The organism is Pseudomonas sp. 13B_2.1_Bac1, from assembly GCF_025466155.1.
Taxonomy (GTDB): Bacteria; Pseudomonadota; Gammaproteobacteria; order Pseudomonadales; family Pseudomonadaceae; genus Aquipseudomonas; species Aquipseudomonas aylmerensis.
On sequence record NZ_JANLOH010000115.1, the window covers coordinates 114,995 to 135,884 of the forward strand.

At 61.7% G+C, this 20,890-nt stretch carries 23 protein-coding genes and 1 tRNA gene; 18 read left to right on the forward strand and 6 right to left on the reverse strand.

Annotation, left to right across the window (positions count from 1 at the left end; all coding sequences use genetic code 11):
- Positions 1-121 precede the first annotated feature (121 nt).
- The 12 genes from NTD80_RS30420 (at position 122) to NTD80_RS30475 (ending at position 10,115) form a co-directional block, all read left to right on the forward strand.
- Positions 122-1,108 carry an NAD(P)/FAD-dependent oxidoreductase gene (locus NTD80_RS30420; protein WP_201143508.1) on the forward strand — a complete coding sequence of 329 codons (987 nt, stop codon included), beginning with the start codon at positions 122-124 and terminating at the stop codon, positions 1,106-1,108.
- A complete protein-coding gene (locus NTD80_RS30425; protein ID WP_262135854.1) occupies positions 1,105-1,320 on the forward strand; it encodes a TIGR02450 family Trp-rich protein in 216 nt (71 codons plus the stop codon). Before NTD80_RS30420 ends, NTD80_RS30425 begins: the two co-directional genes overlap by 4 nt.
- 113 nt (positions 1,321-1,433) lie before the next feature.
- Positions 1,434-2,393: a YbgA family protein gene (locus NTD80_RS30430; RefSeq protein ID WP_262135855.1), complete on the forward strand. Its 960-nt coding sequence runs from the start codon at positions 1,434-1,436 to the stop codon at positions 2,391-2,393.
- Positions 2,394-2,396: 3 nt separating this feature from the next.
- On the forward strand, positions 2,397-3,326 hold the full coding sequence (locus NTD80_RS30435) for a MerR family transcriptional regulator (protein ID WP_262135856.1): 930 nt from the start codon (positions 2,397-2,399) through the stop codon (positions 3,324-3,326).
- A complete protein-coding gene (phrB, locus tag NTD80_RS30440) occupies positions 3,327-4,769 on the forward strand; it encodes a deoxyribodipyrimidine photo-lyase (protein ID WP_262135857.1) in 1,443 nt (480 codons plus the stop codon).
- Positions 4,762-5,184: a nuclear transport factor 2 family protein gene (locus NTD80_RS30445; RefSeq protein WP_262135858.1), complete on the forward strand. Its 423-nt coding sequence runs from the start codon at positions 4,762-4,764 to the stop codon at positions 5,182-5,184. The genes phrB and NTD80_RS30445 overlap by 8 nt, the downstream gene beginning before the upstream one ends.
- Positions 5,181-5,963 (forward strand): SDR family NAD(P)-dependent oxidoreductase, encoded by a 783-nt coding sequence (locus NTD80_RS30450; RefSeq protein ID WP_262135859.1) that lies wholly within the window; start codon positions 5,181-5,183, stop codon positions 5,961-5,963. Before NTD80_RS30445 ends, NTD80_RS30450 begins: the two co-directional genes overlap by 4 nt.
- Complete coding sequence (locus NTD80_RS30455) at positions 5,960-7,207, forward strand: NAD(P)/FAD-dependent oxidoreductase (RefSeq protein ID WP_262135860.1); 1,248 nt, start codon at positions 5,960-5,962, stop codon at positions 7,205-7,207. The genes NTD80_RS30450 and NTD80_RS30455 overlap by 4 nt, the downstream gene beginning before the upstream one ends.
- Entirely contained in the window at positions 7,204-8,013 is an 810-nt protein-coding gene (locus NTD80_RS30460; protein WP_065900510.1) for a DUF1365 domain-containing protein, read from the forward strand. Before NTD80_RS30455 ends, NTD80_RS30460 begins: the two co-directional genes overlap by 4 nt.
- Complete coding sequence (locus NTD80_RS30465; RefSeq protein ID WP_065900509.1) at positions 8,000-9,271, forward strand: SAM-dependent methyltransferase; 1,272 nt, start codon at positions 8,000-8,002, stop codon at positions 9,269-9,271. The genes NTD80_RS30460 and NTD80_RS30465 overlap by 14 nt, the downstream gene beginning before the upstream one ends.
- Complete coding sequence (locus NTD80_RS30470; protein WP_106805201.1) at positions 9,264-9,755, forward strand: DUF2878 domain-containing protein; 492 nt, start codon at positions 9,264-9,266, stop codon at positions 9,753-9,755. Before NTD80_RS30465 ends, NTD80_RS30470 begins: the two co-directional genes overlap by 8 nt.
- A 54-nt stretch (positions 9,756-9,809) precedes the next feature.
- Positions 9,810-10,115, forward strand: a complete 306-nt coding sequence (locus NTD80_RS30475) for a YkgJ family cysteine cluster protein (RefSeq protein ID WP_065900507.1) — start codon at positions 9,810-9,812, stop codon at positions 10,113-10,115.
- Positions 10,116-10,167: 52 nt separating this feature from the next.
- Here the strand turns inward: NTD80_RS30475 and NTD80_RS30480 are convergent, their stop codons facing one another.
- From NTD80_RS30480 to hemA, 6 genes are all read right to left on the reverse strand, one after another.
- Positions 10,168-10,686, reverse strand: a complete 519-nt coding sequence (locus tag NTD80_RS30480) for an acyloxyacyl hydrolase (protein WP_065900506.1) — start codon at positions 10,684-10,686, stop codon at positions 10,168-10,170.
- A 111-nt stretch (positions 10,687-10,797) separates the two neighbouring features.
- Positions 10,798-11,592, reverse strand: a complete 795-nt coding sequence (gene murI / locus NTD80_RS30485) for a glutamate racemase (RefSeq protein ID WP_065900504.1) — start codon at positions 11,590-11,592, stop codon at positions 10,798-10,800.
- Complete coding sequence (gene moeB / locus NTD80_RS30490; protein WP_065900502.1) at positions 11,585-12,340, reverse strand: molybdopterin-synthase adenylyltransferase MoeB; 756 nt, start codon at positions 12,338-12,340, stop codon at positions 11,585-11,587. Before moeB ends, murI begins: the two co-directional genes overlap by 8 nt.
- Complete coding sequence (gene prmC, locus NTD80_RS30495) at positions 12,334-13,164, reverse strand: peptide chain release factor N(5)-glutamine methyltransferase (RefSeq protein WP_262135861.1); 831 nt, start codon at positions 13,162-13,164, stop codon at positions 12,334-12,336. Before prmC ends, moeB begins: the two co-directional genes overlap by 7 nt.
- Positions 13,165-14,247: a peptide chain release factor 1 gene (gene prfA / locus NTD80_RS30500; RefSeq protein WP_012722110.1), complete on the reverse strand. Its 1,083-nt coding sequence runs from the start codon at positions 14,245-14,247 to the stop codon at positions 13,165-13,167.
- The gene (gene hemA / locus NTD80_RS30505) at positions 14,244-15,533 is read right to left on the reverse strand and encodes a glutamyl-tRNA reductase (RefSeq protein WP_065900498.1); all 1,290 of its coding nucleotides are present in this window, start codon (positions 15,531-15,533) and stop codon (positions 14,244-14,246) included. The genes prfA and hemA overlap by 4 nt, the downstream gene beginning before the upstream one ends.
- Before the next feature lie 182 nt (positions 15,534-15,715).
- Here hemA and NTD80_RS30510 point away from each other — a divergent pair, with 182 nt between their 5' ends.
- From NTD80_RS30510 to NTD80_RS30535, 6 genes are all read left to right on the forward strand, one after another.
- Positions 15,716-17,440: a tetratricopeptide repeat protein gene (locus tag NTD80_RS30510; protein ID WP_065900496.1), complete on the forward strand. Its 1,725-nt coding sequence runs from the start codon at positions 15,716-15,718 to the stop codon at positions 17,438-17,440.
- Positions 17,441-17,444: 4 nt separating this feature from the next.
- The gene (gene lolB / locus NTD80_RS30515; RefSeq protein WP_065900494.1) at positions 17,445-18,062 is read left to right on the forward strand and encodes a lipoprotein insertase outer membrane protein LolB; all 618 of its coding nucleotides are present in this window, start codon (positions 17,445-17,447) and stop codon (positions 18,060-18,062) included.
- Between the two features lies 1 nt (position 18,063).
- Positions 18,064-18,912: a 4-(cytidine 5'-diphospho)-2-C-methyl-D-erythritol kinase gene (gene ispE / locus NTD80_RS30520; protein WP_262135862.1), complete on the forward strand. Its 849-nt coding sequence runs from the start codon at positions 18,064-18,066 to the stop codon at positions 18,910-18,912.
- 37 nt (positions 18,913-18,949) lie between these two features.
- A tRNA-Gln gene (locus NTD80_RS30525) sits at positions 18,950-19,024 on the forward strand.
- 46 nt (positions 19,025-19,070) lie between these two features.
- Positions 19,071-20,012 (forward strand): ribose-phosphate pyrophosphokinase, encoded by a 942-nt coding sequence (locus NTD80_RS30530; RefSeq protein WP_003208392.1) that lies wholly within the window; start codon positions 19,071-19,073, stop codon positions 20,010-20,012.
- A 139-nt stretch (positions 20,013-20,151) separates the two neighbouring features.
- Positions 20,152-20,751 carry a 50S ribosomal protein L25/general stress protein Ctc gene (locus NTD80_RS30535; protein ID WP_065900493.1) on the forward strand — a complete coding sequence of 200 codons (600 nt, stop codon included), beginning with the start codon at positions 20,152-20,154 and terminating at the stop codon, positions 20,749-20,751.
- Positions 20,752-20,890: the final 139 nt, after the last annotated feature.

Here is a 20,890-nt window from a genome sequence, read left to right on the forward strand (position 1 = left end):
CTCAGCTTTAACCATAGGTCACGCCGTAAGAACAGGTAAGCCAAAACTTATACCAAAAAACAATATTGTACAGCTATTGGTGTCGGCGTAGTCTGTACCCAACGGTAAAACGAGGCCTCCCATGACTGTTCCCATCGCGATCATTGGCACCGGCATCGCCGGTCTCTCCGCCGCCCGAGCGTTAAGAGACGCTGGGCACGTTGTACAACTCTTCGATAAAAGCCGCGGCAGCGGCGGCCGCATGTCCAGCAAGCGCAGCGACGCCGGCGCGCTGGACATGGGGGCGCAATACTTCACCGCCCGCGACCGCCGCTTCGTCAACGAAGTGCAGCGCTGGCAAAGCAACGGCTGGGCCGAGCAATGGAAGCCCCAGCTGTACAACTTCAAGTCCGGCCAACTCACCCCGTCTCCCGATGAACAAATCCGCTGGGTCGGCACGCCGCGCATGAGCGCGATCACCCGCGCCCTGCTCGATGACCTGCCAGTGGAGTTCGGTTGCCGCATCACCGAAGTGTTCCAGGGCAAACAACACTGGAACCTGCTGGACGCCGACGGCGAAAACCACGGCCCGTTCAGCCACGTGATCATCGCCACACCCGCCCCGCAAGCCACCGCGCTATTGGCCGCCGCGCCCAAGCTGGCAAGTGCCGCCGCCGGCGTGAAGATGGACCCGACCTGGGCCATCGCCCTGGCGTTCGACAAGCCCCTGGATACGCCCATGCAAGGCTGCTTCGTGCAAGACAGTCCCCTCGACTGGCTGGCGCGCAACCGCAGCAAACCCGGACGCGACACCACCCTCGACACCTGGGTGCTGCACGCCACCAGCGCCTGGAGCAGGGACCACCTGGACCTGCCCAAGGAAGCCGTGATCGAACACCTGCATGGCGCCTTCGCCGAATTGCTGCACAGCGCCATGCCCGCCCCGTCGTTCAGCCTCGCGCATCGCTGGCTGTACGCGCGACCGTCCAGCGCCCATGAGTTCGGCGTGCTGGCCGACGCCGACCTGGGCCTGTACGTGTGTGGCGACTGGTGCCTGTCGGGCCGCGTCGAGGGTGCCTGGCTCAGTGGCCAGGAGGCCGCGCGACGCTTGATCGAGCACCTGCAATGAACCGCATCAACCCCGCTAAATTGCTGCTGTCGAAGTGGACAGCAGCGCACCCCCGCAACAAGGAAAAACACTTTTTGGTCACCGAGCTGATTCGTGACGAAGAAGGCACCGTGCTGGAAATCGACCTGCAAGCAGTCATGACGCGGCGCACCGAAAGGCTGGCGTGGCAAAGCCTGCAGAACGCCGAGCACTGGCAGATCGGCTGGAAATAACCTCCGCGAAAAATACTTGTACAAAATATTTGACTTGTACAGCATCAAACCTATGATGAGATTTAGTTGTACAAGTTTTTAGTCTTGTACAGGAATCTTGTAGAGGTTTGGCCATGTCCCACTCCGGTAAGCCAAAGATCGCGATCAGCGCCTGCCTGCTTGGCGAAAACGTGCGCTTCAACGGCGGGCATAAACAATCCCCTCTCTGCAGCCAGACGCTCAGCGACTATTTCGAGTTCGTACCGCTGTGCCCAGAAGTCGCGATTGGCCTGGGCATCCCCCGCGAACCGATTCGCCTGGTGGGCGACCCGGCGCATCCGCAAGCCGTGGGCACCGTGCATCGCGAGCTGAATGTGACCCAACCGCTGGACGACTACGGCCAGCAGATGGCCGCGGCACACACCGACCTGTGCGGTTACATCTTCATGCAGAAGTCACCGTCCTGCGGCCTGGAGCGAGTCAAGGTCTACCGCGACAACGGCACGCCGGTGGATGGCGGCGGACGCGGCATCTACGCCCAGGCGTTTTGCTCGCGCCACCCCAACCTGCCGGTGGAAGAGGATGGTCGGCTGAACGACCCGGTGCTGCGGGAAAACTTCATGACCCGCGTCTTTGTCTACGCCAGCTGGCAACAACTGCTCGCCGAAGGGCTCAGCCGTCATCGCCTGCTGGCCTTCCATTCGCGCTACAAATACTTGTTGATGGCCCACAGCCCGGCGCACTACAAAAGCCTAGGCCACCTGCTGGGTAGCATGACCCGGAGCACCGACCTCGCCGCCTTGGCCACCGGCTACTTCAGCGAACTGATGAGCGGCCTGCGCAAGTGCGCCACTCGGGGGACCCACACCAATGTGCTGCAACACATTAGCGGCTACCTCAAGCAAGCCATCAGCGCCGACGACAAACAGGAAATGCAGACCGTCATCGGCCAGTACCACCAGGGGATCGTGCCACTGGTGGTGCCGCTGACCTTGCTCAAGCATCACTTTCGCCAACACCCGGACCGCTACATCGCGCAGCAGGCGTACCTGCAACCGCACCCGGAAAATCTCAGCCTGCGTAATGCGATCTAACCTATGAAAGCCGCCCTGCAAGACGAAACCGGCGACGACATCGCCCAAGCCCTCGAAGACGGCTGGCTGCCGATTCGCGAAGTGGCGCGCCAGACCGGCGTCAACGCCGTGACCCTGCGCGCCTGGGAACGCCGCTATGGCCTGATCGTGCCCCAGCGCACGCCCAAGGGCCATCGGCTGTTCAGCGCCGATCACGTGCAACGCATCCACACCATCCTGACCTGGCTCAATCGCGGCGTGCCGGTCAGCCAGGTCAAAGGCCTGATCGACTCTGCCCAAGCCCTTCCAGAGACTGTCGAGAATGAGTGGCATGGGTTGCGCCAGAACCTGTTGAATGCCATCAGCGAATTGATCGAGCGCCGGGTCGACGACGTCTTCAACCAGGCCATGGCGCTGTACCCGCCGCGCACGCTGTGCGAGCAATTGTTGCTGCCGCTGCTGCAGGAACTGGAGCAGCGCTGGCAAGGCCAGTTCGGCGCGCAGATGGAGCGGGTGTTTTTCCTGTCCTGGCTGCGCAGCAAATTCGGCGCACGCATCTATCACAACAACCGCCAGTTGCAGGGCCCGCCGCTGCTGCTGATCAACCAGTCCGACCTGCCGCTGGAGCCGCACCTGTGGCTCAGCGCCTGGCTGGCCAGCAGTGCCGATTGCCCGGTGGAAGTCTTCGATTGGCCACTGCCCGCCGGCGAATTGGCCCTGGCCGTGGAGCACCTGCAACCGCGCGCGGTGCTGCTGTATTCGAGCAAGGCCCTCCACTTGTCGGCACTCGCAAAACTATTGAGCGGCGTCAGTGGCCCAAAGTTGATCGTCGGACCAACGGTATGCATCCACCAGGCCGAGTTAGCCGTATTAACCCGTGACACCCCTGAATTGTTCGTGGCCGAAGACCCCTTGTCGGCCCACCAGATACTGATCCAGCGTGGACTTCTTTAAATGCATTTGATCTGGCTGCGCACCGACCTGCGCCTACACGACAACACCGCCCTCGCCGCCGCCTGCCAGCGCGGCCCGGTTGCAGCCGTGTACCTCATCACGCCGGAGCAATGGCTGGCCCACGATGATGCGCCGTGCAAAGTCGACTTCTGGCTGCGCAACCTGCAGCACTTGAGCCAGGCCCTGGGCAAGCTGAATATTCCCCTGCTGATCCGCCACGCCGCCACCTGGGATCAGGTGCCCGCCGCGCTCGGCAAGCTGTGCCGCGAGTTGTCGGTGGAGTCGGTGCACGTCAACGAGGAATACGGCATCCATGAAAGCCGTCGCGATGCGGCCGTGGCCAAGGCGCTGGAGGCCGATGGCGTCAGCTTTCACAGCTACCTGGACCAGCTGTTTTTCCAACCCGGCAGCGTGCTGACCAAGACCGGCACGTACTTCCAGGTGTTCAGCCAGTTCCGCAAGGTCTGCTACACCCGCTTGCACAGCGCCCTGCCGCGCCTGGTCGCGACGCCGAAGGCCCAGGCGCCTGTCCCGTTGAAAAGTGATCCGATCCCCGAGCAGGTCGACGGGTTCGCACCCCCCAGCGAGACCTTGCGCGCCCTCTGGCCCGCCGGCGAAGAGGAAGCCCGCCGCCGCCTCGACGCCTTCGCCGACCAGCAGATCAGTTACTACAAGGACGAGCGCGACTTCCCGGCCAAACCCGGCACCAGCCAGCTGTCCGCCTACCTCGCGGCGGGCGTGGTGTCGCCGCGCCAGTGCCTGCATGCCGCGTTGCAAACCAACCAGGGCGAATTCGAAAGCGGCGATATCGGCGCCATCACCTGGATCAACGAGCTGCTCTGGCGCGAGTTCTACAAGCACATCCTGGTCGGCTACCCAAGGGTGTCTCGCCACCGCGCCTTCCGCCCCGAGACCGAGGCGGTCGCCTGGCGTGACGCGCCCAAAGACCTCGCGGCCTGGCAACAAGCCCGCACCGGGCTGCCGATCATCGACGCAGCCATGCGCCAACTGTTGGAAACCGGCTGGATGCACAACCGCCTGCGCATGGTGGTCGCGATGTTCCTGACCAAGAACCTGCTGATCGACTGGCGTGAAGGCGAGCGCTTCTTCATGCGTCACCTGATCGACGGCGACCTGGCGGCCAACAACGGCGGCTGGCAGTGGAGTTCCTCTACCGGCACCGATTCGGCCCCGTACTTCCGGATTTTCAGCCCACTGAGCCAATCGGAAAAATTCGACAGCGAAGGCGTGTTTATCAAGCATTGGCTGCCGGAACTGGCCGCGCTGAATAAAAAGGAAGTGCACAACCCCGAGGCAGTCGGCGGCCTGTTCGGCGTGGCGGATTACCCGCGCGCCATCGTTGACCTGAAAAAGTCCCGCGAACGCGCCCTGGCAGCCTTCCGCAGCCTGCCTTCACGCCAGGAGGTCGCCGAACATGAGTGATTTCCTGCGCCGCTTCGCCCAGGCTTTTTCCACCCTCGACAAACACAACCTGCACCTGCTCGACAGCCTGTACAGTCAGGACATCGCCTTTACCGATCCACTGCACGAGGTGCAGGGATTGCCCGCGATGCACCGCTACTTCGCCGAGTTGTACAGCAACGTCAGCCAACTGCGCTTCGACTTCCACGGGTTCGACCAGGTGGCCGAAGGCGAAGGCTACCTGCGCTGGAAAATGAGCTTTACCCACCCGCGCCTGGCCAACGGCAAGGTCATCCGCGTGGAGGGCTGTTCGCACCTGATGTGGCGTGAAAAGGTCTACCGCCATCGCGATTACTTCGATGCCGGCGCCCTGCTCTACGAACACCTTCCCGTAATGGGCAGCGTCGTCAACTGGCTGAAAAGGAGAATGGGATGAACGCACTGCCGCCCCGTCGTTATTGGCTGACCGGCGCCAGCAGTGGCATCGGTGCGTCGCTGGCCGTGGAGCTGCTCAACAGCGGCGCCCATGTGGCACTGAGTTCGCGCAGCAAAGGTCCGCTGCAGGCCCTCGCCCAACGTTTTCCCGGACAAGTGCTGGTGGTGCCTGGCGACCTGACCAACAGCCAGACTGTGCGCGAGATCGGTGAGCAGATCGCCGCGGCCTGGGGTGCGCTCGACACGGTGATCCTGAATGCAGGCACCTGTGAATACGTGGACGCCCGGCAATTTGACGCCTCGATTGTCGAGCATGTGGTGCGCACCAATTTGCTCGCCAGCAGTTATTGCATCGAAGCCGCGCTGCCGTTGCTGCGTGCCGGGCGCACCCCGCATTTGGTCGGCGTCGCCAGTGCCGTGACCTACCTGCCGATGCCGCGTGCCGAGGCCTACGGTGCGTCCAAAGCCGGGCTGCGCTACCTGTTCGAATCGCTGCGCATCAGCCTGTCACCGGAAAACATCGACGTCACGGTGATCAGCCCAGGCTTCGTCGACACGCCGCTGACTGAACGCAATGACTTTCCGATGCCCCTGAGCTGGTCCGCCGACAAAGCTGCACGGCACATCTTCGCCAAGTTGGAAAAACGCCCACTGGAGATTGCCTTCCCGGCGCTGTTTATCGCCACCCTGTGGCCGCTGTCGAAACTGCCCAACCGTGCCCAGTTGATCATCGGCAAGCGCATGCTGCGCAGCCCGCCGCCGCAGAAGGACGACCTGTGAAGATCGCCATTATCGGCAGCGGCATCGCCGGGCTGACCAGCGCCTACCTGCTCAGCCGTCGCCACGACATCACGCTGTTCGAAGCGGGCGACCGCATCGGCGGGCATACCCATACGGTCAATGTGGCGGTCGAGGGTAAAAGCTACGCGGTGGACACCGGTTTTATCGTATTCAACGACTGGACCTATCCCAATTTCATCCGCCTGCTGGGACAGGTCGGGGTGGCGTTCAAACCCACCGAGATGAGTTTTTCGGTGTGCGACGAAAACGCCGGGTTCGAGTACAACGGCAACAATCTCAACAGCCTGTTCGCCCAACGCCGCAATATCCTGTCGCCAGGTTTCTGGGGCATGTTGCGCGATATCCTGCGCTTCAATCGCCAGGCGCCGCTGGACCTGCAGGAGCAGCGCATCAGCGCCGAAATGACCCTGGGTGACTACCTTGAGGCCGGCGGGTATGGCCCGCGCTTTATCCGGCACTACATTGTGCCGATGGGCGCGGCGATCTGGTCGATGTCCCTGCAGGACATGCTGGGGTTCCCGCTGCAGTTCTTTGTGCGCTTCTTCAAGAACCATGGTCTGCTCTCGGTGAACAACCGGCCGCAATGGTGTGTGATCGAAGGCGGATCCAGCCGCTATATCGAGCCGTTGACCCGCAGCTTCCGCGAACAGGTGCGTCTCAATTGCCCCGTGCACCTGGTCGAGCGCGACGCCGAGGGTGTGGTTATCCACAGCGCAGCCGGCACCGAAGCCTTTGACAAGGTGGTGTTCGCCTGCCACAGCGACCAGGCACTGGCGTTGCTCGGCGACCCGAGCCAGGCCGAGCAGGAGATCCTCGGCGCCCTGCCCTATGCCGACAACGATGTCGTGCTGCACACCGACACCCGCCTGCTGCCCGACCGCAAGCTGGCCTGGGCCAGCTGGAATTATCGACTGACCGGCAACATGCAGACCCAGGCGGCCGTCACCTACGACATGAACATCCTGCAAGGCATCGACAGCGCCTCCACGTTTTGCGTCAGCCTCAACCAGACGCCAATGATCAACCCGCTGAAGATCCTCGCCCGCTATACCTACGCCCACCCGCAATACAGCCTCGCGGCGGTGGCGGCCCAAGGTCGTTGGGAAGAACTCTGCGGTACGCGCAACACCTTTTACTGTGGCGCCTACTGGGCCAATGGTTTCCATGAGGACGGCGTAGTCAGCGCCCTGCGCGTGGCGCAAGCCTTCGGGGAGGCCCTGTGAACAGCGCCCTGTACAGCGGCTGGATCGCCCATCGCCGGTTTGCGCCCAAGGCCCACGCCTTTCGCTACCGCATCGGGCTGCTGTACTTGGACTTGAGCGAAGAAGAGCAAGTGCTCGGGCTCTCGCCCCTGGCCGGCGCGAGTCGCCTGGCACCCTTCGGTTTTCGCCAGCAGGATTACCTGCGTGAATTGACGCGCCACGGCATGAGCTTGACCGCCGCCGTGCGCCAGGAAGTCGGCAAGGCGCTGGGGCGTACCCCCCAGGGCGTAATCTGCCTACTGACCCAGGCCCGCAGTTGGGGCCTGGCTTTTAATCCGGTGAGTTTCTTCTACTGCTTCGAGGCCGACGGACGTCTGGCCGCGATCCTGTGCGAAGTGACCAACACCCCTTGGCGCGAGCGCTATCACTACGTGCTGCCGGCCCAGGCCCTTGGCGCGGATGAGCATCAGCATTTCGCCGTGGCCAAGGCCTTTCATGTGTCGCCGTTCTTGCCGCGCGACCTGGAGTACCGCATGAGCTTCAGCCCGCCCGCCGCCAAGCTCGGCGTGCACATGGCCGATTGGCAAGGCGAGCTGAAAGTCTTCGATGCCACGCTGAGCCTGCACAAGGAAACACTCACCCGCGCCAGCCTGCACCGCTACCTGTGGCGCTTTCCGTGGATGACCGCCAAGACCTGCCTCGCCATCTATTGGCAGGCCTTGCGCCTGTTGCTCAAACGCACACCGATTTTTTCCCATCAGGCCGCCGATGGCGCCTCTCGCACCGCAGTCGGGTATACCAAGGATCGCCGCCATGAAATCCCCTAGCTTATCGGTCAAGACCAACCGCCTGAACGTCAATGGCCTGACCAGTGCGCTGCTGCGCAAAGGTGTGCTGCGCCAACTCAGCCAACTGCGCCATGGCCAGTTGGTGGTGATCGAGGATGGCGAGCGCCAAGTGTTCGGCGCACGCGAAGCGCACCTGCTGGGCGAGATCCAGATTCTCGATCCGGCGGTGTGGGGCCTGGTGGCGGCCAACGGTTCCATCGGCGCCGGCGAGGCGTTTATCCACGGCTACTGGAGCAGCCCGGACCTCACCGCAGTGGTGCGCGTGATGGTCAGCAACCTCGATGTGCTCGACGCGATGGAAGGTGGCCTGGCGCGCCTGGCACGGCCGTTCACCCAAGGCCTGCACTGGCTCAACCGCAACACGCGCAAGGGCTCGCAGAAAAACATCGCGGCCCACTACGACCTGGGCAATGACCTGTTCGAAGAATTCCTCGACCCGACCATGATGTACTCGGCCGCGCAGTTCCTGACCGCCGACGACAGCCTGGAACAGGCGCAACTGAACAAGCTTGAGCGTATCTGCCAGAAGCTCGCCCTCAAACCCACCGACCACTTGCTGGAAATCGGCACCGGCTGGGGCAGCATGGCGCTGTATGCAGCGCAGCATTACGGCTGCAAGGTCACCACCACGACCTTGTCCAAGGAGCAGTTCGCCTACACCGAAAAACGCATCGCGGCCCTCGGCCTGCAAGACCAGGTAACGTTGCTGCTGCAGGACTACCGCGACCTGACCGGCCAGTACGACAAGCTGGTGTCCATCGAGATGATCGAAGCGGTGGGCCATCGTTTCCTGCCGACCTACTTCAAGCAGTGCGCACACCTGCTCAAGAGCGACGGTCTGATGTTGCTGCAGGCCATTACCATCCGTGAGCAACGTTTCGAGCAAGCCAAAAACAGCGTCGACTTTATCCAGCGCTACATCTTCCCCGGTGGCGCCCTGCCCTGCGTGCAGAACATGCTGCAGATCGTCAGCCGCGACACTGATATGAACCTGCTGCACATGGAGGATTTCGGCCTGCATTACGCGCGAACCCTACGCCTGTGGCATGAGAACTTCCGCCGCGCCCAGGGTCGCCTGACGGAGCTGGGCTATGACGAATACTTCCTGCGCTTGTGGGAGTTTTACCTGTGCTACTGCGAGGGCGGCTTCATGGAGCGCACCATCGGTACCGCGCAACTGCTGCTGGCCAAGCCGTCGGCCATCAACCCACCGCTGCTTGGGCGCTTCAGTGCTTAAGACCGTGGCCAATGCCGTGCTCTTCCAGTGCGGCTGGTTTGCCTGTGTACTGGGTGGGGACAGCCTCTGGCTGCTGGTGGGACTGGCGGTACTGGCCCTCCATCTGCTGTGGATAAGTGCCTGGTCCCGCGAAGGCCAGGCGATTCTCGCCGTGACCCTGCTGGGGACAGTCATCGATACGTCGCTGCGCACCTTCGGCGTGTTTCACTTCGGCGCGCCCGGGCCGTTGATTCCCTTCTGGTTGATTCTGCTGTGGGCGCTGCTGGCCACGACCTTGCGCCATTGCCTGGCCTGGAGCGCCCAGCCCTGGTGGCGTGCCAGCCTGCTGGGCGCGCTGGGTGGGCCGTTGTCGTATTACGCGGGCAGCCAGTTGGCCGGGGTCAGTTTTGGCTACGGCACTGCCGCCACTTTGATCGGCCTCGCCCTGCTCTGGGCTGTGATATTTCCGGTGTTGCACTGGATTGCCGGGCAACTGGCGCACTGACGTCCGTCAGAGCAGTCATACGCGCATCGTTGCCTTGCCTTACACTGCACGCCTATGACCAACATCCCCCATACCCAAATCACCGAACCCGCCGTTACCTGCTCGACGTGCGCGGCCTGCTGCTGCCAGCTGGAAGTGCTGCTGATCACGGACACAGGCGTGCCGGAGCGCTATATCGATACGGACGATTGGGGCGGCGAAGTGATGCTGCGCCTGGACGATGGCTGGTGCGCGGCGCTGGATCGGGACACGATGATGTGCACGATCTACGAGCGGCGGCCGCTGATTTGCCGGGAATTCGAGATGGGCGCGCCGGAATGCCTGACCGAGCGCGAAGGCATTGCAACAGCGTATCGCTGATTGAACTACATCCTGCAGGAGCCGGCTTGCCGGCTCCTGCAGGAATGTGTGTTTAGAGCGGCATGGTGTAGTGCAGCGAGTAGCTCTCTACGCCATCGTTGTTGCTGCTGATCCCGGCATTGGAGTAGTGGGTGGCGCGAATGCCCACTTCATGCCCACCGGTAAAGCGCAGGCCGAAACCCAGGCGGTCTTCGAACTGGAAGGCCTGGCCGATGTTGTTGTCTTCCAGGCGCGTGCGGGAGAACACCGCCACACCGATCCCCGCCTCGATATAAGGCTTCACCGACTGTCCGGCGAATTCATACACAAACACCGGAGAGAACGACAGGCTGCTCGCGCCTGCACGGTCGTCGCCTTCCCAATAGGTGTAGGCACCGCTCCAGTAACCGGTCAGGCGACCGACATCACTTTGCATCCAACTCTTGTCCCAATCCGACGTCAGCCCCAATCGATAAGTGAGCGTCGAATCACTGGTGGCCCCCAGGCCAAACTCAAGTCCAGCGGCCTGCGCCGAAAAAGAGTGTCCCACCACAGCGGCCGCAATCGCAGCCAAACAGAACAAGCGCTTCATAAGAAACATCCTTTCCGAACGAAGTTATATGGTTTTGTACAGGCAATCCCGCTATAGAAGCCTACGCAGTGTCAGAAGTTCAGCCTGGAATCACGATATTTCACGAATTTTTCACGCGCTGAAGCTTCGCACATCTCCGGGATGTTTCCATAGTGTCGGTAGGATATTTCTGAAATGACACACATCGCCACTGGTCCAGAACTGTGCGGGCTGAGGATTACCGCTGGCGAGCAGGTCGCGCTCGCCGAGCAGACGCTTCAACTGGCGAGCCACGGCGGCGCCGGTGTCGATCAGAATGATGCTGGGCGGCAGCATCTGCGCCAGCAGCGGCTTGAGGAAGGGGTAGTGGGTACAACCGAGGATGATGGTGTCGCAGCCGACGCTGAGCAGCGGGTCGACATAACCCTGCAACAGTTGGCGCAACACCGGGCTGTTCAGGTCGCCGGTCTCGATCAGCTCCACCAGGCCGGGGCAAGGCTGGGTGACCACGCGTACATCGGTGGCGAATCGATCCAGTAGCGCGGCGAACTTTGCGCTTTGCAAGGTACCGGTGGTAGCGAGCACACCGACCACACCACTGCGGGTCGCGGCGGCGGCAGGTTTGACGGCAGGCTCCATCCCCACCAGCGGCCACTCGGGATAGTCCACGCGCAAATCCGCGACCGCCGCGACCGTGGCGGTGTTGCAGGCGATCACGAACGCCTTGGCGCCCCGCTCACGGAAAAACTCGGCGACGGCCCGGGAGCGCTGAAGAATGAATCCCGGGGTTTTCTCGCCGTACGGGATATGCCCGCAATCCGCCACGTACAGCAGCGATTCATGCGGCAGCAGCTGCTGGATTTCATCCAGTACCGACAAGCCGCCGACACCGGAATCGAACACACCGATCGGCGCGCCCTTAACCATGCCGCGGCCCGCAGACGCTGCAGCCGGGGTCGCGCTTGACGCGCAACTCGCGAAAACGCGTGGTCAGCGCGTCAATCAGTAGCAGGCGGCCCACCAGCGGCTCGCCAAAACCGGCCAGCAGCTTCAAGGCTTCCAGCGCCTGCAGGCTGCCGACCACGCCGACCAGCGGACCGACCACGCCGGCTTCGCTGCAGGTGAGTTCGCTGTCGCTGCCGTGCCCATATAAACAGTGGTAGCACGGGCTGTCGGCGCGGCGCGGGTCGAACACCGACAACTGGCCCTCAAGGCGAATCGCCGCGCCACTGACCAGCGGCTTGGTCGCCGCCACGCAGGCGGCGTTGACTGCTTCGCGGGTGGAGAAGTTGTCACTGCAATCGAGCACCACGTCCACCGCCGCCACGGCTGCAGCCAAGGAATCGGCATCCAGCGCACTGCGATGGGCAACCAGGCTGATTTCGGGGTTTATCGCGCCCAGGCGACGCAGGGCCGAGTCGACCTTGGTCTGCCCGACGCTGTCGGTATCATGAATGATCTGGCGTTGCAGATTGGTCAGGTCGACGCTGTCGAAATCCGCCAGGTGCAATTCGCCCACCCCGGCGGCAGCCAGGTAAAGCGCCACCGGCGCGCCCAGGCCACCGAGGCCGACGATCAGGGCGCGGCTGTTTTTGAGGCGCAACTGGCCTTCGATGTCGACATGTTGCAACAGAATCTGTCGGCTATAGCGCAACAGCTCCTGATCGGTCAGCACGGCCGGCGTCCCAGGGTAATGCGTTCGTGGCCGCCAAGGTCGATGCGGCTGGCCACCGCCTCGAAGCCCTGGCTGGACAACAGGTCACGCACGGCCTCGGCCTGGTCGTAACCGTGTTCCAGCACCAACCAGCCACCGGCATTCAGGTGGGCCGGGGCCTCGCGGATGATCAAGCGCAAGTCGTCCAGGCCGTCATGGCCCGCCACCAGCGCACTCGCCGGCTCAAAGCGCACGTCGCCCGCCACCAGGTGCGGATCGTTGTCGGCGATGTACGGCGGGTTACTGATGATCAGGTCGTAGGCATGACCTTGCAGGGCACTGAACCAATGGCTGTTCAGCACCGTGGCATTGTTGAGGTGCAGGCGCTGGCGATTGCGCTCGGCCAGGGCCACGGCCTCCAGCACTCGGTCGACAGCGGTGACCTGCCAGGCGGGGCGCTCGCTGGCCAGGGCCAGGGCGATGGCGCCGCTGCCGGTGCCCAGGTCGAGGACCTTGGCCGGCGTGGCCGGCAACAATTCCAGCGCCGCCTCCACCAGCATCTCGGTTTCCGGACGCGGGATCAGCGTGTGAGGCGCGACCTCCAGGTCAAGTTTCCAGAAGCCTTGCTGGCCGAGGATATAGGCCACCGGTTCACCGCCACGACGGCGCTGCAGGTAGTCGGCGAACGTCAGTGCGGCCTCGCTGCTGACAATTTTTTCCGGCCAGGTGTGCAGGTAACTGCGCGACTTGCCCAGGGCAGCGGCCAGCAACAATTCGGCATCCAGGCGCGCGGTAGGCGAGTCGGGAAGATCGGCGGCGCGCAGCAGGCTGGCGATGATGGTCATTTATTCACCTATCGCGGCCAATTGATCGGCCTGGTATTCGGCGAGCAACGGCTCGATCACCGCATCCACGCCGCCGGCGAGAATCTCGTCCAGGGAGTAAAGGGTGAGGTTGACCCGGTGGTCGGTGACCCGGCCCTGGGCGAAGTTGTAGGTGCGGATGCGTTCGGAACGGTCGCCCGAGCCCACCAGCAACTTACGCTCGCTGGCAATCGCGTTGGCGGCGGCGCTGGTCTGCTGGTCATTGAGCTTGGCCGACAGCCAGGACATGGCGCGTGCACGGTTCTTGTGCTGGGAACGCTCCTCCTGGCACTCGACCACGATGCCCGACGGCAAGTGAGTGATACGAATCGCCGAGTCAGTCTTGTTGACGTGCTGGCCACCGGCGCCCGACGAGCGGTAGGTGTCGACCCGCAGGTCCGCCGGGTTGATCTCGATCGCTTCCTGCTCGTCCGGCTCGGGCAACACGGCCACGGTGCATGCGGAGGTATGGATGCGACCTTGGGATTCAGTCGCCGGGACCCGCTGCACGCGGTGCGCGCCGGACTCGAACTTGAGCTTGCCGTAGACGTTATCGCCTTCGACCCGCGCGATGACTTCTTTATAGCCGCCGTGTTCGCCTTCGTTCTCGGACAGGATCTCGACCCGCCAGCCACGACGCTCGGCGTAGCGCGAGTACATGCGGAACAGGTCGCCGGAGAAGATCGCCGCCTCATCGCCGCCGGTACCAGCGCGGATCTCGAGGAACACGTTACGCCCGTCGTTGGGGTCCTTGGGCAGCAACATGCGCTGCAGGTCACCTTCCAGCTCGGCAAGTTTTTCCTTGGCTTCGCGGACTTCTTCCACGGCCATTTCACGCATGTCCGGATCGCTGTCCTTGAGCAGCGCCTGGGCGCCCTCGAGATCGGCCTGCACCTTAGTCAAGTGTTTGTAAGTGGCCACGATGGGCTCAACTTCGGCGTATTCCTTGGAATAGGCGCGGAACTTGGCTTGATCGGAAATGACCTCGCCGTCGCCGAGCAAAGCGGTCAGTTCTTCGAAACGGTCCTGGAGCACGTCCAGTTTATTGAGCAGTGACGCTTTCATTGCGGTTTTTTATCCGAAGAGCTGTCTGACGCGCCCTCACCGAGGGCAAAGAGTTCCTGGGCCATGGCCAACGCATCGAGGCGGCCTTCGGCAGTCAATTTTTTAAGCTGTACGCTGGGTGCATGGAGCAACTTGTTGGTCAGGCCGCGCGCCAGTTGCATCAGCACCTCTTCGGCGCTGCTGCCATTGGCGAGCAGGCGCTGGGCCTTGATCAACTCCTCATCGCGCAGGCGCTCGCCTTGCTGACGATACGCCTTGAGCACGTCCACTGCCGCGAGTTCGCGCAGGCGCACCATGAAATCTTCGGCGCCGGTGCTGACCATCTCCTCGGCGGCCTGGGCTGCGCCCTGTCGGCTCTTGAGGTTTTCGGCGACCACTTCGTGCAGATCGTCGACGCTGTAGAGGTAAACGTCGTCCAACTCGCCGACTTCGGGCTCGATATCGCGGGGAACGGCGATATCGACCATGAAGATCGGCTTGTGCTTGCGCAGCTTCAGCGCACTTTCCACCGCACCCTTGCCCAGGATCGGCAACTGGCTGGCGGTAGAGCTGATGACGATATCGCTGCGCACCAGCTCGGCCGGGATATCCGACAGCAGCACCGCGTGGGCACCGAACTGTTCGGCAAGGATGCTCGCGCGCTCCAGAGTACGGTTGGCGACGACGATGCGCTTCACACCCAGGTCGTGCAGGTGGCGGGCGACCAGGGTGATGGTCTCGCCGGCGCCGATCAGCAAGGCCTGGCTGCGCTGCAAATCACTGAAAATCTGTTTGGCCAGGCTGACGGCGGCGAACGCCACGGACACCGGGTTTTCGCCGATGGCGGTGTCGGTGCGCACCTGCTTGGCAGAATTGAAAGTGGCCTGGAACAGGCGGCCCAGCAGCGGGCCGACAGTGCCGGCCTCACGCGCCACGGCGTAGGCGGACTTCATCTGGCCGAGAATCTGCGGTTCGCCCAGCACCAGCGAATCAAGGCCGGACGCCACGCGCATCATGTGACGAACTGCCGCATCGTCTTCATGCACATACGCACTGGCGCGCAGGTCGTCGAGGCTCAAATGGTGGTAATCGGCCAGCCAGCGCAGTACCACATCCGCTGAAAGATGTTCCTGCTCTATATAAAGCTCGCTGCGATTGCAGGTCGAAAGGATTGCAGCTTCGCGGCTGTCGGTGAGCCGGCAGAGCTGCTGCAAGGCCTCAACCAACTGCTCGGGCGTAAACGCCACGCGCTCGCGCACGTCTACGGAGGCAGTCTTGTGGTTAATACCGAGTGCGAGGAAGGCCATTCAATATCGCTGATGATGTCGGGAAGCCGACAATTGTCCTACTTCGAAAGATTCAGAACAACCACCGTCGTCTATTGTCCTAATGCCTTGTGTCTATAAAGGCATCCATTGAGACTCGGTTATGTTTGGCCGAAGGCTTGTGTCATGATGATCCGACCGCAGGTTAGTCGTCCTCTTCCTATATGAATAGATCTTCCGCGTTGCTCCTTGCTTTTGTCTTCCTCAGCGGCTGCCAGGCCATGGCACCCGTGTCGCCGGACGGTACGCCGCCGGTAGAAGACAGCACCCCCGCCCCTGAAAAGCCCAAGGTTTATTCCTCATTCAGTGAAGAAACGGTGTTCAGCCTGCTGAGCGCGGAGCTGGCCGGGCAACGCAATCGTTTCGACATTGCGCTGGATAACTACGTGACCCAGGCGATCAACACGCAGGATCCGGGCATTTCCGAGCGAGCGTTTCGCATCGCCGAGTACCTGGGCGCCGATCAGGCTGCGCTGGACACGTCGCTGATCTGGGCGAAAAACGCGCCGGACGACCTGGAGGCCCAGCGTGCCGCCGCGATCCAACTGGCGCGCGCGGGCCGCTATGACGACTCCATGGTCTATATGGAGAAGGTCCTGCAGGGCAAGGGCGACACCCACTTCGACTTCCTTGCGCTGTCGGCTGCCGACACCGACCAGGACACGCGCAATGGCCTGATGAAGAGTTTCGACCGCCTGCTGCAAAAACACCCGAAGAACAGCCAGCTGATTTTCGGCAAGGCCTTGCTGCTGCAGCAGGACGATGAAGCCGAAGCCGCGCTGAAGCTGCTGGAGCAGAACCCGCCGGAAGACGGCGAGATCGCGCCGATCCTGTTGCGCGCGCGCCTGCTGCAGAACCTCAATCGCGGCAAGGAAGCGATTCCGCTGCTGGAAAAAAGCATCAAGAAGTATCCGGAAGACAAGCGCCTGCGCCTGACCTACGCGCGCACACTGGTGGAGCAGGACCGGATGGAGGACGCCAAAGTGCAGTTCGCCAACCTGGTCCAGCAGTACCCGGACGACGACGAACTGCGCTACTCCCTGGCGCTGGTGTGCCTGGAAGCCAAGGCCTGGGACGAGGCCAAGGGCTACCTGGAAGACTTGATCGCCCGGGAAAGCCACGTGGACTCGGCGCACCTGAACCTCGGCCGTATTGCCGAAGAGCGCAACGATCCACAGGCTGCGCTGCTCGAATACGCCCAGGTCGGCCCGGGTAATGACTACTTGCCGGCGCAGTTGCGCCAGGCCGACATCCTGATGAGCAACGGGCGCACCGACGAGGCGGAAAAACGCCTGGCCGCCGCCCGCGACGCCGAACCCGACTATGCGATACAGCTCTACCTGATCCAGGCCGAGACCTTGTCCGCCAACAATCAGGGCGAGCGCGCCTGGAAGGTGCTGCAACAAGCCTTGTTGCAATTTCCTGACGATTTGAACCTGCTGTACACGCGCGCCATGCAGGCGGAAAAACGCAATGACCTGGTGCAGATGGAAAAAGACCTGCGCCTGATCATCAAGCGCGATCCGGACAACGCCATGGCCCTGAATGCCCTGGGCTACACCCTGTCCGACCGCACCACGCGCTACGACGAAGCCAAGGTCCTGATCGAACAAGCCCACAAGCTCAACCCGGAAGACCCGGCGGTGCTCGACAGCCTCGGCTGGGTGAATTACCGCCTGGGCAACCTGGACGAAGCCGAACGCTTGCTGCGCCAGGCGCTGGAGCGCTTCCCCGACCAGGAAGTCGCCGCGCACCTGGGCGAAGTGCTGTGGGCCAATGGCAAGCAGCGCGAAGCCCGGCAAGTCTGGGAGAAATTCCTCAAGGAACAACCCGAAAGCCCCATCCTGCGCGGCACCATCAAGCGCCTGACCGGATCCGAGACCCTTTAAGCTTATGTTCTTGCGCCACGTTATCGTTTTCAGCTTCATCGCCTTGCTCGCCGGTTGCGCGGGCATCGGCAGCCGAGAATCCGTTGAGGGCCAGGGCAACCCGGCGCAATGGAAACAACACAAGGACCAGCTCAGCAGCATCGACGGCTGGCAAATCGACGGCAAGGTCGGGGTTCGCGCGCCGAAAGACTCCGGCAGCGGCACCCTGTTCTGGCTGCAACGCCAGGACTACTACGACATTCGCCTGTCCGGTCCGCTGGGTCGAGGCGCTGCCCGCCTGACCGGCCGACCTGGGCAAGTCAGCCTTGAAGTGGCCAACCAGGGCCGCTATGAAGCGACCTCACCGGAAGAATTGCTGGAACAGCAGATGGGCTGGAAGCTGCCGGTATCCCACCTGGTATGGTGGGTGCGCGGCTTGCCCGCGCCCGACAGCAAAAGTCGCCTGAGCCTCAACGGCGACAGCCGCCTGGCTTCCCTGGAGCAGGATGGCTGGCAGGTCGAATACCTGAGCTACGTGCAGCAGAACGGCTATTGGCTGCCCGAGCGCATCAAACTGCACGGCACCGACCTTGACGTCACGCTGGTGATCAAGGAATGGCAACCGCGCAAGTTGGGGCAATGACGTGACCGAACGCTTGACCCTGCCCTCCCCGGCCAAACTCAATCTGATGCTGCACATTCTCGGACGTCGCGAAGACGGCTACCACGAACTGCAGACACTGTTTCAATTTCTCGACTACGGCGATGAACTGACCTTCGCCGTACGCGACGATGGCGTGATCCAGCTGCACACCGAATTCGAAGGCGTGCCCCACGACAGCAACCTGATCGTGAAGGCGGCAAAAAAACTTCAGGAACAATCCGGCTGCACGCTGGGCATCGATATCTGGATCGATAAAATTCTGCCCATGGGCGGCGGGATCGGTGGCGGCAGCTCGAATGCCGCGACCACGCTGCTGGGTCTGAACCACTTGTGGCAGCTCGGCTGGGACCACGATCGCCTGGCTGCGCTGGGCCTGACGCTGGGGGCCGACGTGCCGGTTTTCGTGCGTGGACACGCGGCTTTTGCCGAGGGCGTGGGCGAGAAACTCAGCCCCGAATACCCCGAAGAGCCGTGGTATGTCGTGCTTGTTCCGCAAGTATCTGTAAGTACAGCAGAAATTTTTTCAGATCCACTGTTGACACGTAACTCTCCTCCCATTAAAGTGCGCCCCGTTCCCAAGGGAAACAGTCGAAATGACTGCTTACCGGTTGTAGCAAGGCGTTATCCAGAGGTACGTAACGCTTTGAATTTGTTAGGTAAATTTACCGAAGCAAAATTAACCGGCACTGGAAGTTGTGTGTTTGGGGGCTTCCCAAGCAAAGCTGAAGCTGATAAAGTCTCGGCCCTTCTTACAGAGACCCTTACAGGGTTTGTAGCAAAGGGAAGCAACATTTCGATGTTGCATCGCAAGCTGCAAAGTCTGCTCTAAAAGGAACCGAGTACTGGGTACTCGTTGCAACAGATACAGGGGCGTCGCCAAGCGGTAAGGCAGCAGGTTTTGATCCTGCCATGCGTTGGTTCGAATCCAGCCGCCCCTGCCATTTTCCTATACTCATCCAGGTTACCCTCAGCCTCTAGGTACTGCGCGTGTCCAAGATGATGGTCTTTACGGGGAACGCTAACCCCGATCTGGCTCGACGTGTCGTACGTCAGCTGCATATCCCTCTCGGTGACATCTCTGTCGGTAAGTTCTCCGACGGCGAAATTACTGCCGAGATCAATGAAAACGTCCGCGGTAAAGACGTCTTCATTATTCAGCCGACTTGCGCTCCGACCAACGATAACCTGATGGAACTCGTCGTGATGGCTGATGCCTTCCGCCGCTCCTCAGCGACTCGAATCACAGCTGTAATCCCTTACTTTGGTTATGCCCGTCAGGATCGCCGTCCGCGTTCCGCACGTGTGGCAATCAGCGCGAAAGTCGTAGCTGACATGCTGACCGTGGTAGGCATCGACCGTGTTCTCACGGTTGACCTGCACGCTGACCAAATCCAGGGGTTCTTCGATATTCCGGTAGATAACATCTACGGCTCCCCCGTCCTGGTGGATGACATCGAAGACCAGCGCTTTGAAAACCTGATGATCGTGTCCCCGGACATTGGCGGCGTCGTGCGTGCACGGGCTGTTGCCAAATCCCTGGGCGTGGATCTCGGGATCATCGACAAACGCCGCGAGAAAGCCAATCACTCTGAAGTGATGCATATCATCGGTGATGTCGAAGGGCGTACCTGTATTCTGGTTGATGACATGGTCGACACCGCCGGCACCCTGTGCCACGCGGCCAAAGCCTTGAAAGAGCACGGTGCAGCTAAAGTCTTCGCCTACTGCACACACCCTGTGCTGTCGGGCCGAGCGATCGAGAACATCGAGAATTCCATGCTGGACGAACTGGTGGTGACTAACACCATCCCGTTGTCCGCTGCAGCTCAAGCCTGTTCGCGTATCCGTCAACTGGATATCGCACCGGTAGTTGCCGAGGCGGTTCGCCGTATCAGCAACGAAGAATCGATCAGCGCGATGTTCCGTTAAGGGTCAAACCTTTCGGAACACCTCACTGACGAAAAGCGCCCCGCCCCAGCATACTGTTGGGGCGGGGCTTTTTTGCCCATATCGCCTTTAGCGCTGGTCGCAAACGCTGGGGCGAATGTGGTTATTTTGGAGATACAACATGAACGATTTTACTCTGAATGCTGAAGTGCGTTCCGACCTGGGGAAAGGTGCGAGCCGCCGCCTGCGTCGTCTCGCAAGCCTGGTTCCAGCTGTAGTTTACGGTGGCGACAAAGCCCCTGAATCCATCAGCATGCTGGCCAAGGAAATCGCCAAACTGCTCGAAAACGATGCTGCCTACAGCCACGTTATCGAACTGAACGTTGGTGGCACCAAGCAAAACGTGATCATCAAGGCTCTGCAACGTCACCCGGCCAAAGGCCACGTGCTGCACGCTGACTTTGTACGCGTTGTTGCCGGTCAGAAACTGACCGCCATCGTTCCAGTGCACTTCGTTGGCGAAGCTGCTCCGATCAAGAAAGGCGGCGAAATCTCGCACGTTACTTCGGAAATCGAAGTGTCCTGCCTGCCGAAAGACCTGCCTGAGTTCATCGAAGTCGACCTGGCTAACGCTGAAATCGGCGACATCATCCACCTGTCCGACCTCAAGGCCCCTAAAGGCGTTGAGTTTGTTGCACTGGCTCACGGTGATGACAAAGCTGTTGCAAACGTACACGCTCCACGCGTTGCACCAGAAGCTGAAGAAGGCGCTGCAGAGTAATTCACTCTGTATTGCCGGAGCTTGAGGAAACATCGCGGACCGAAACGTAGCGAGAAAGCGGGCGATAACGCGGCGTTTACTCTTGAGTAAATGATCTCTTGTCGTCCACTTTCGCCGCACGCAGGTGTAGCGATGTTAT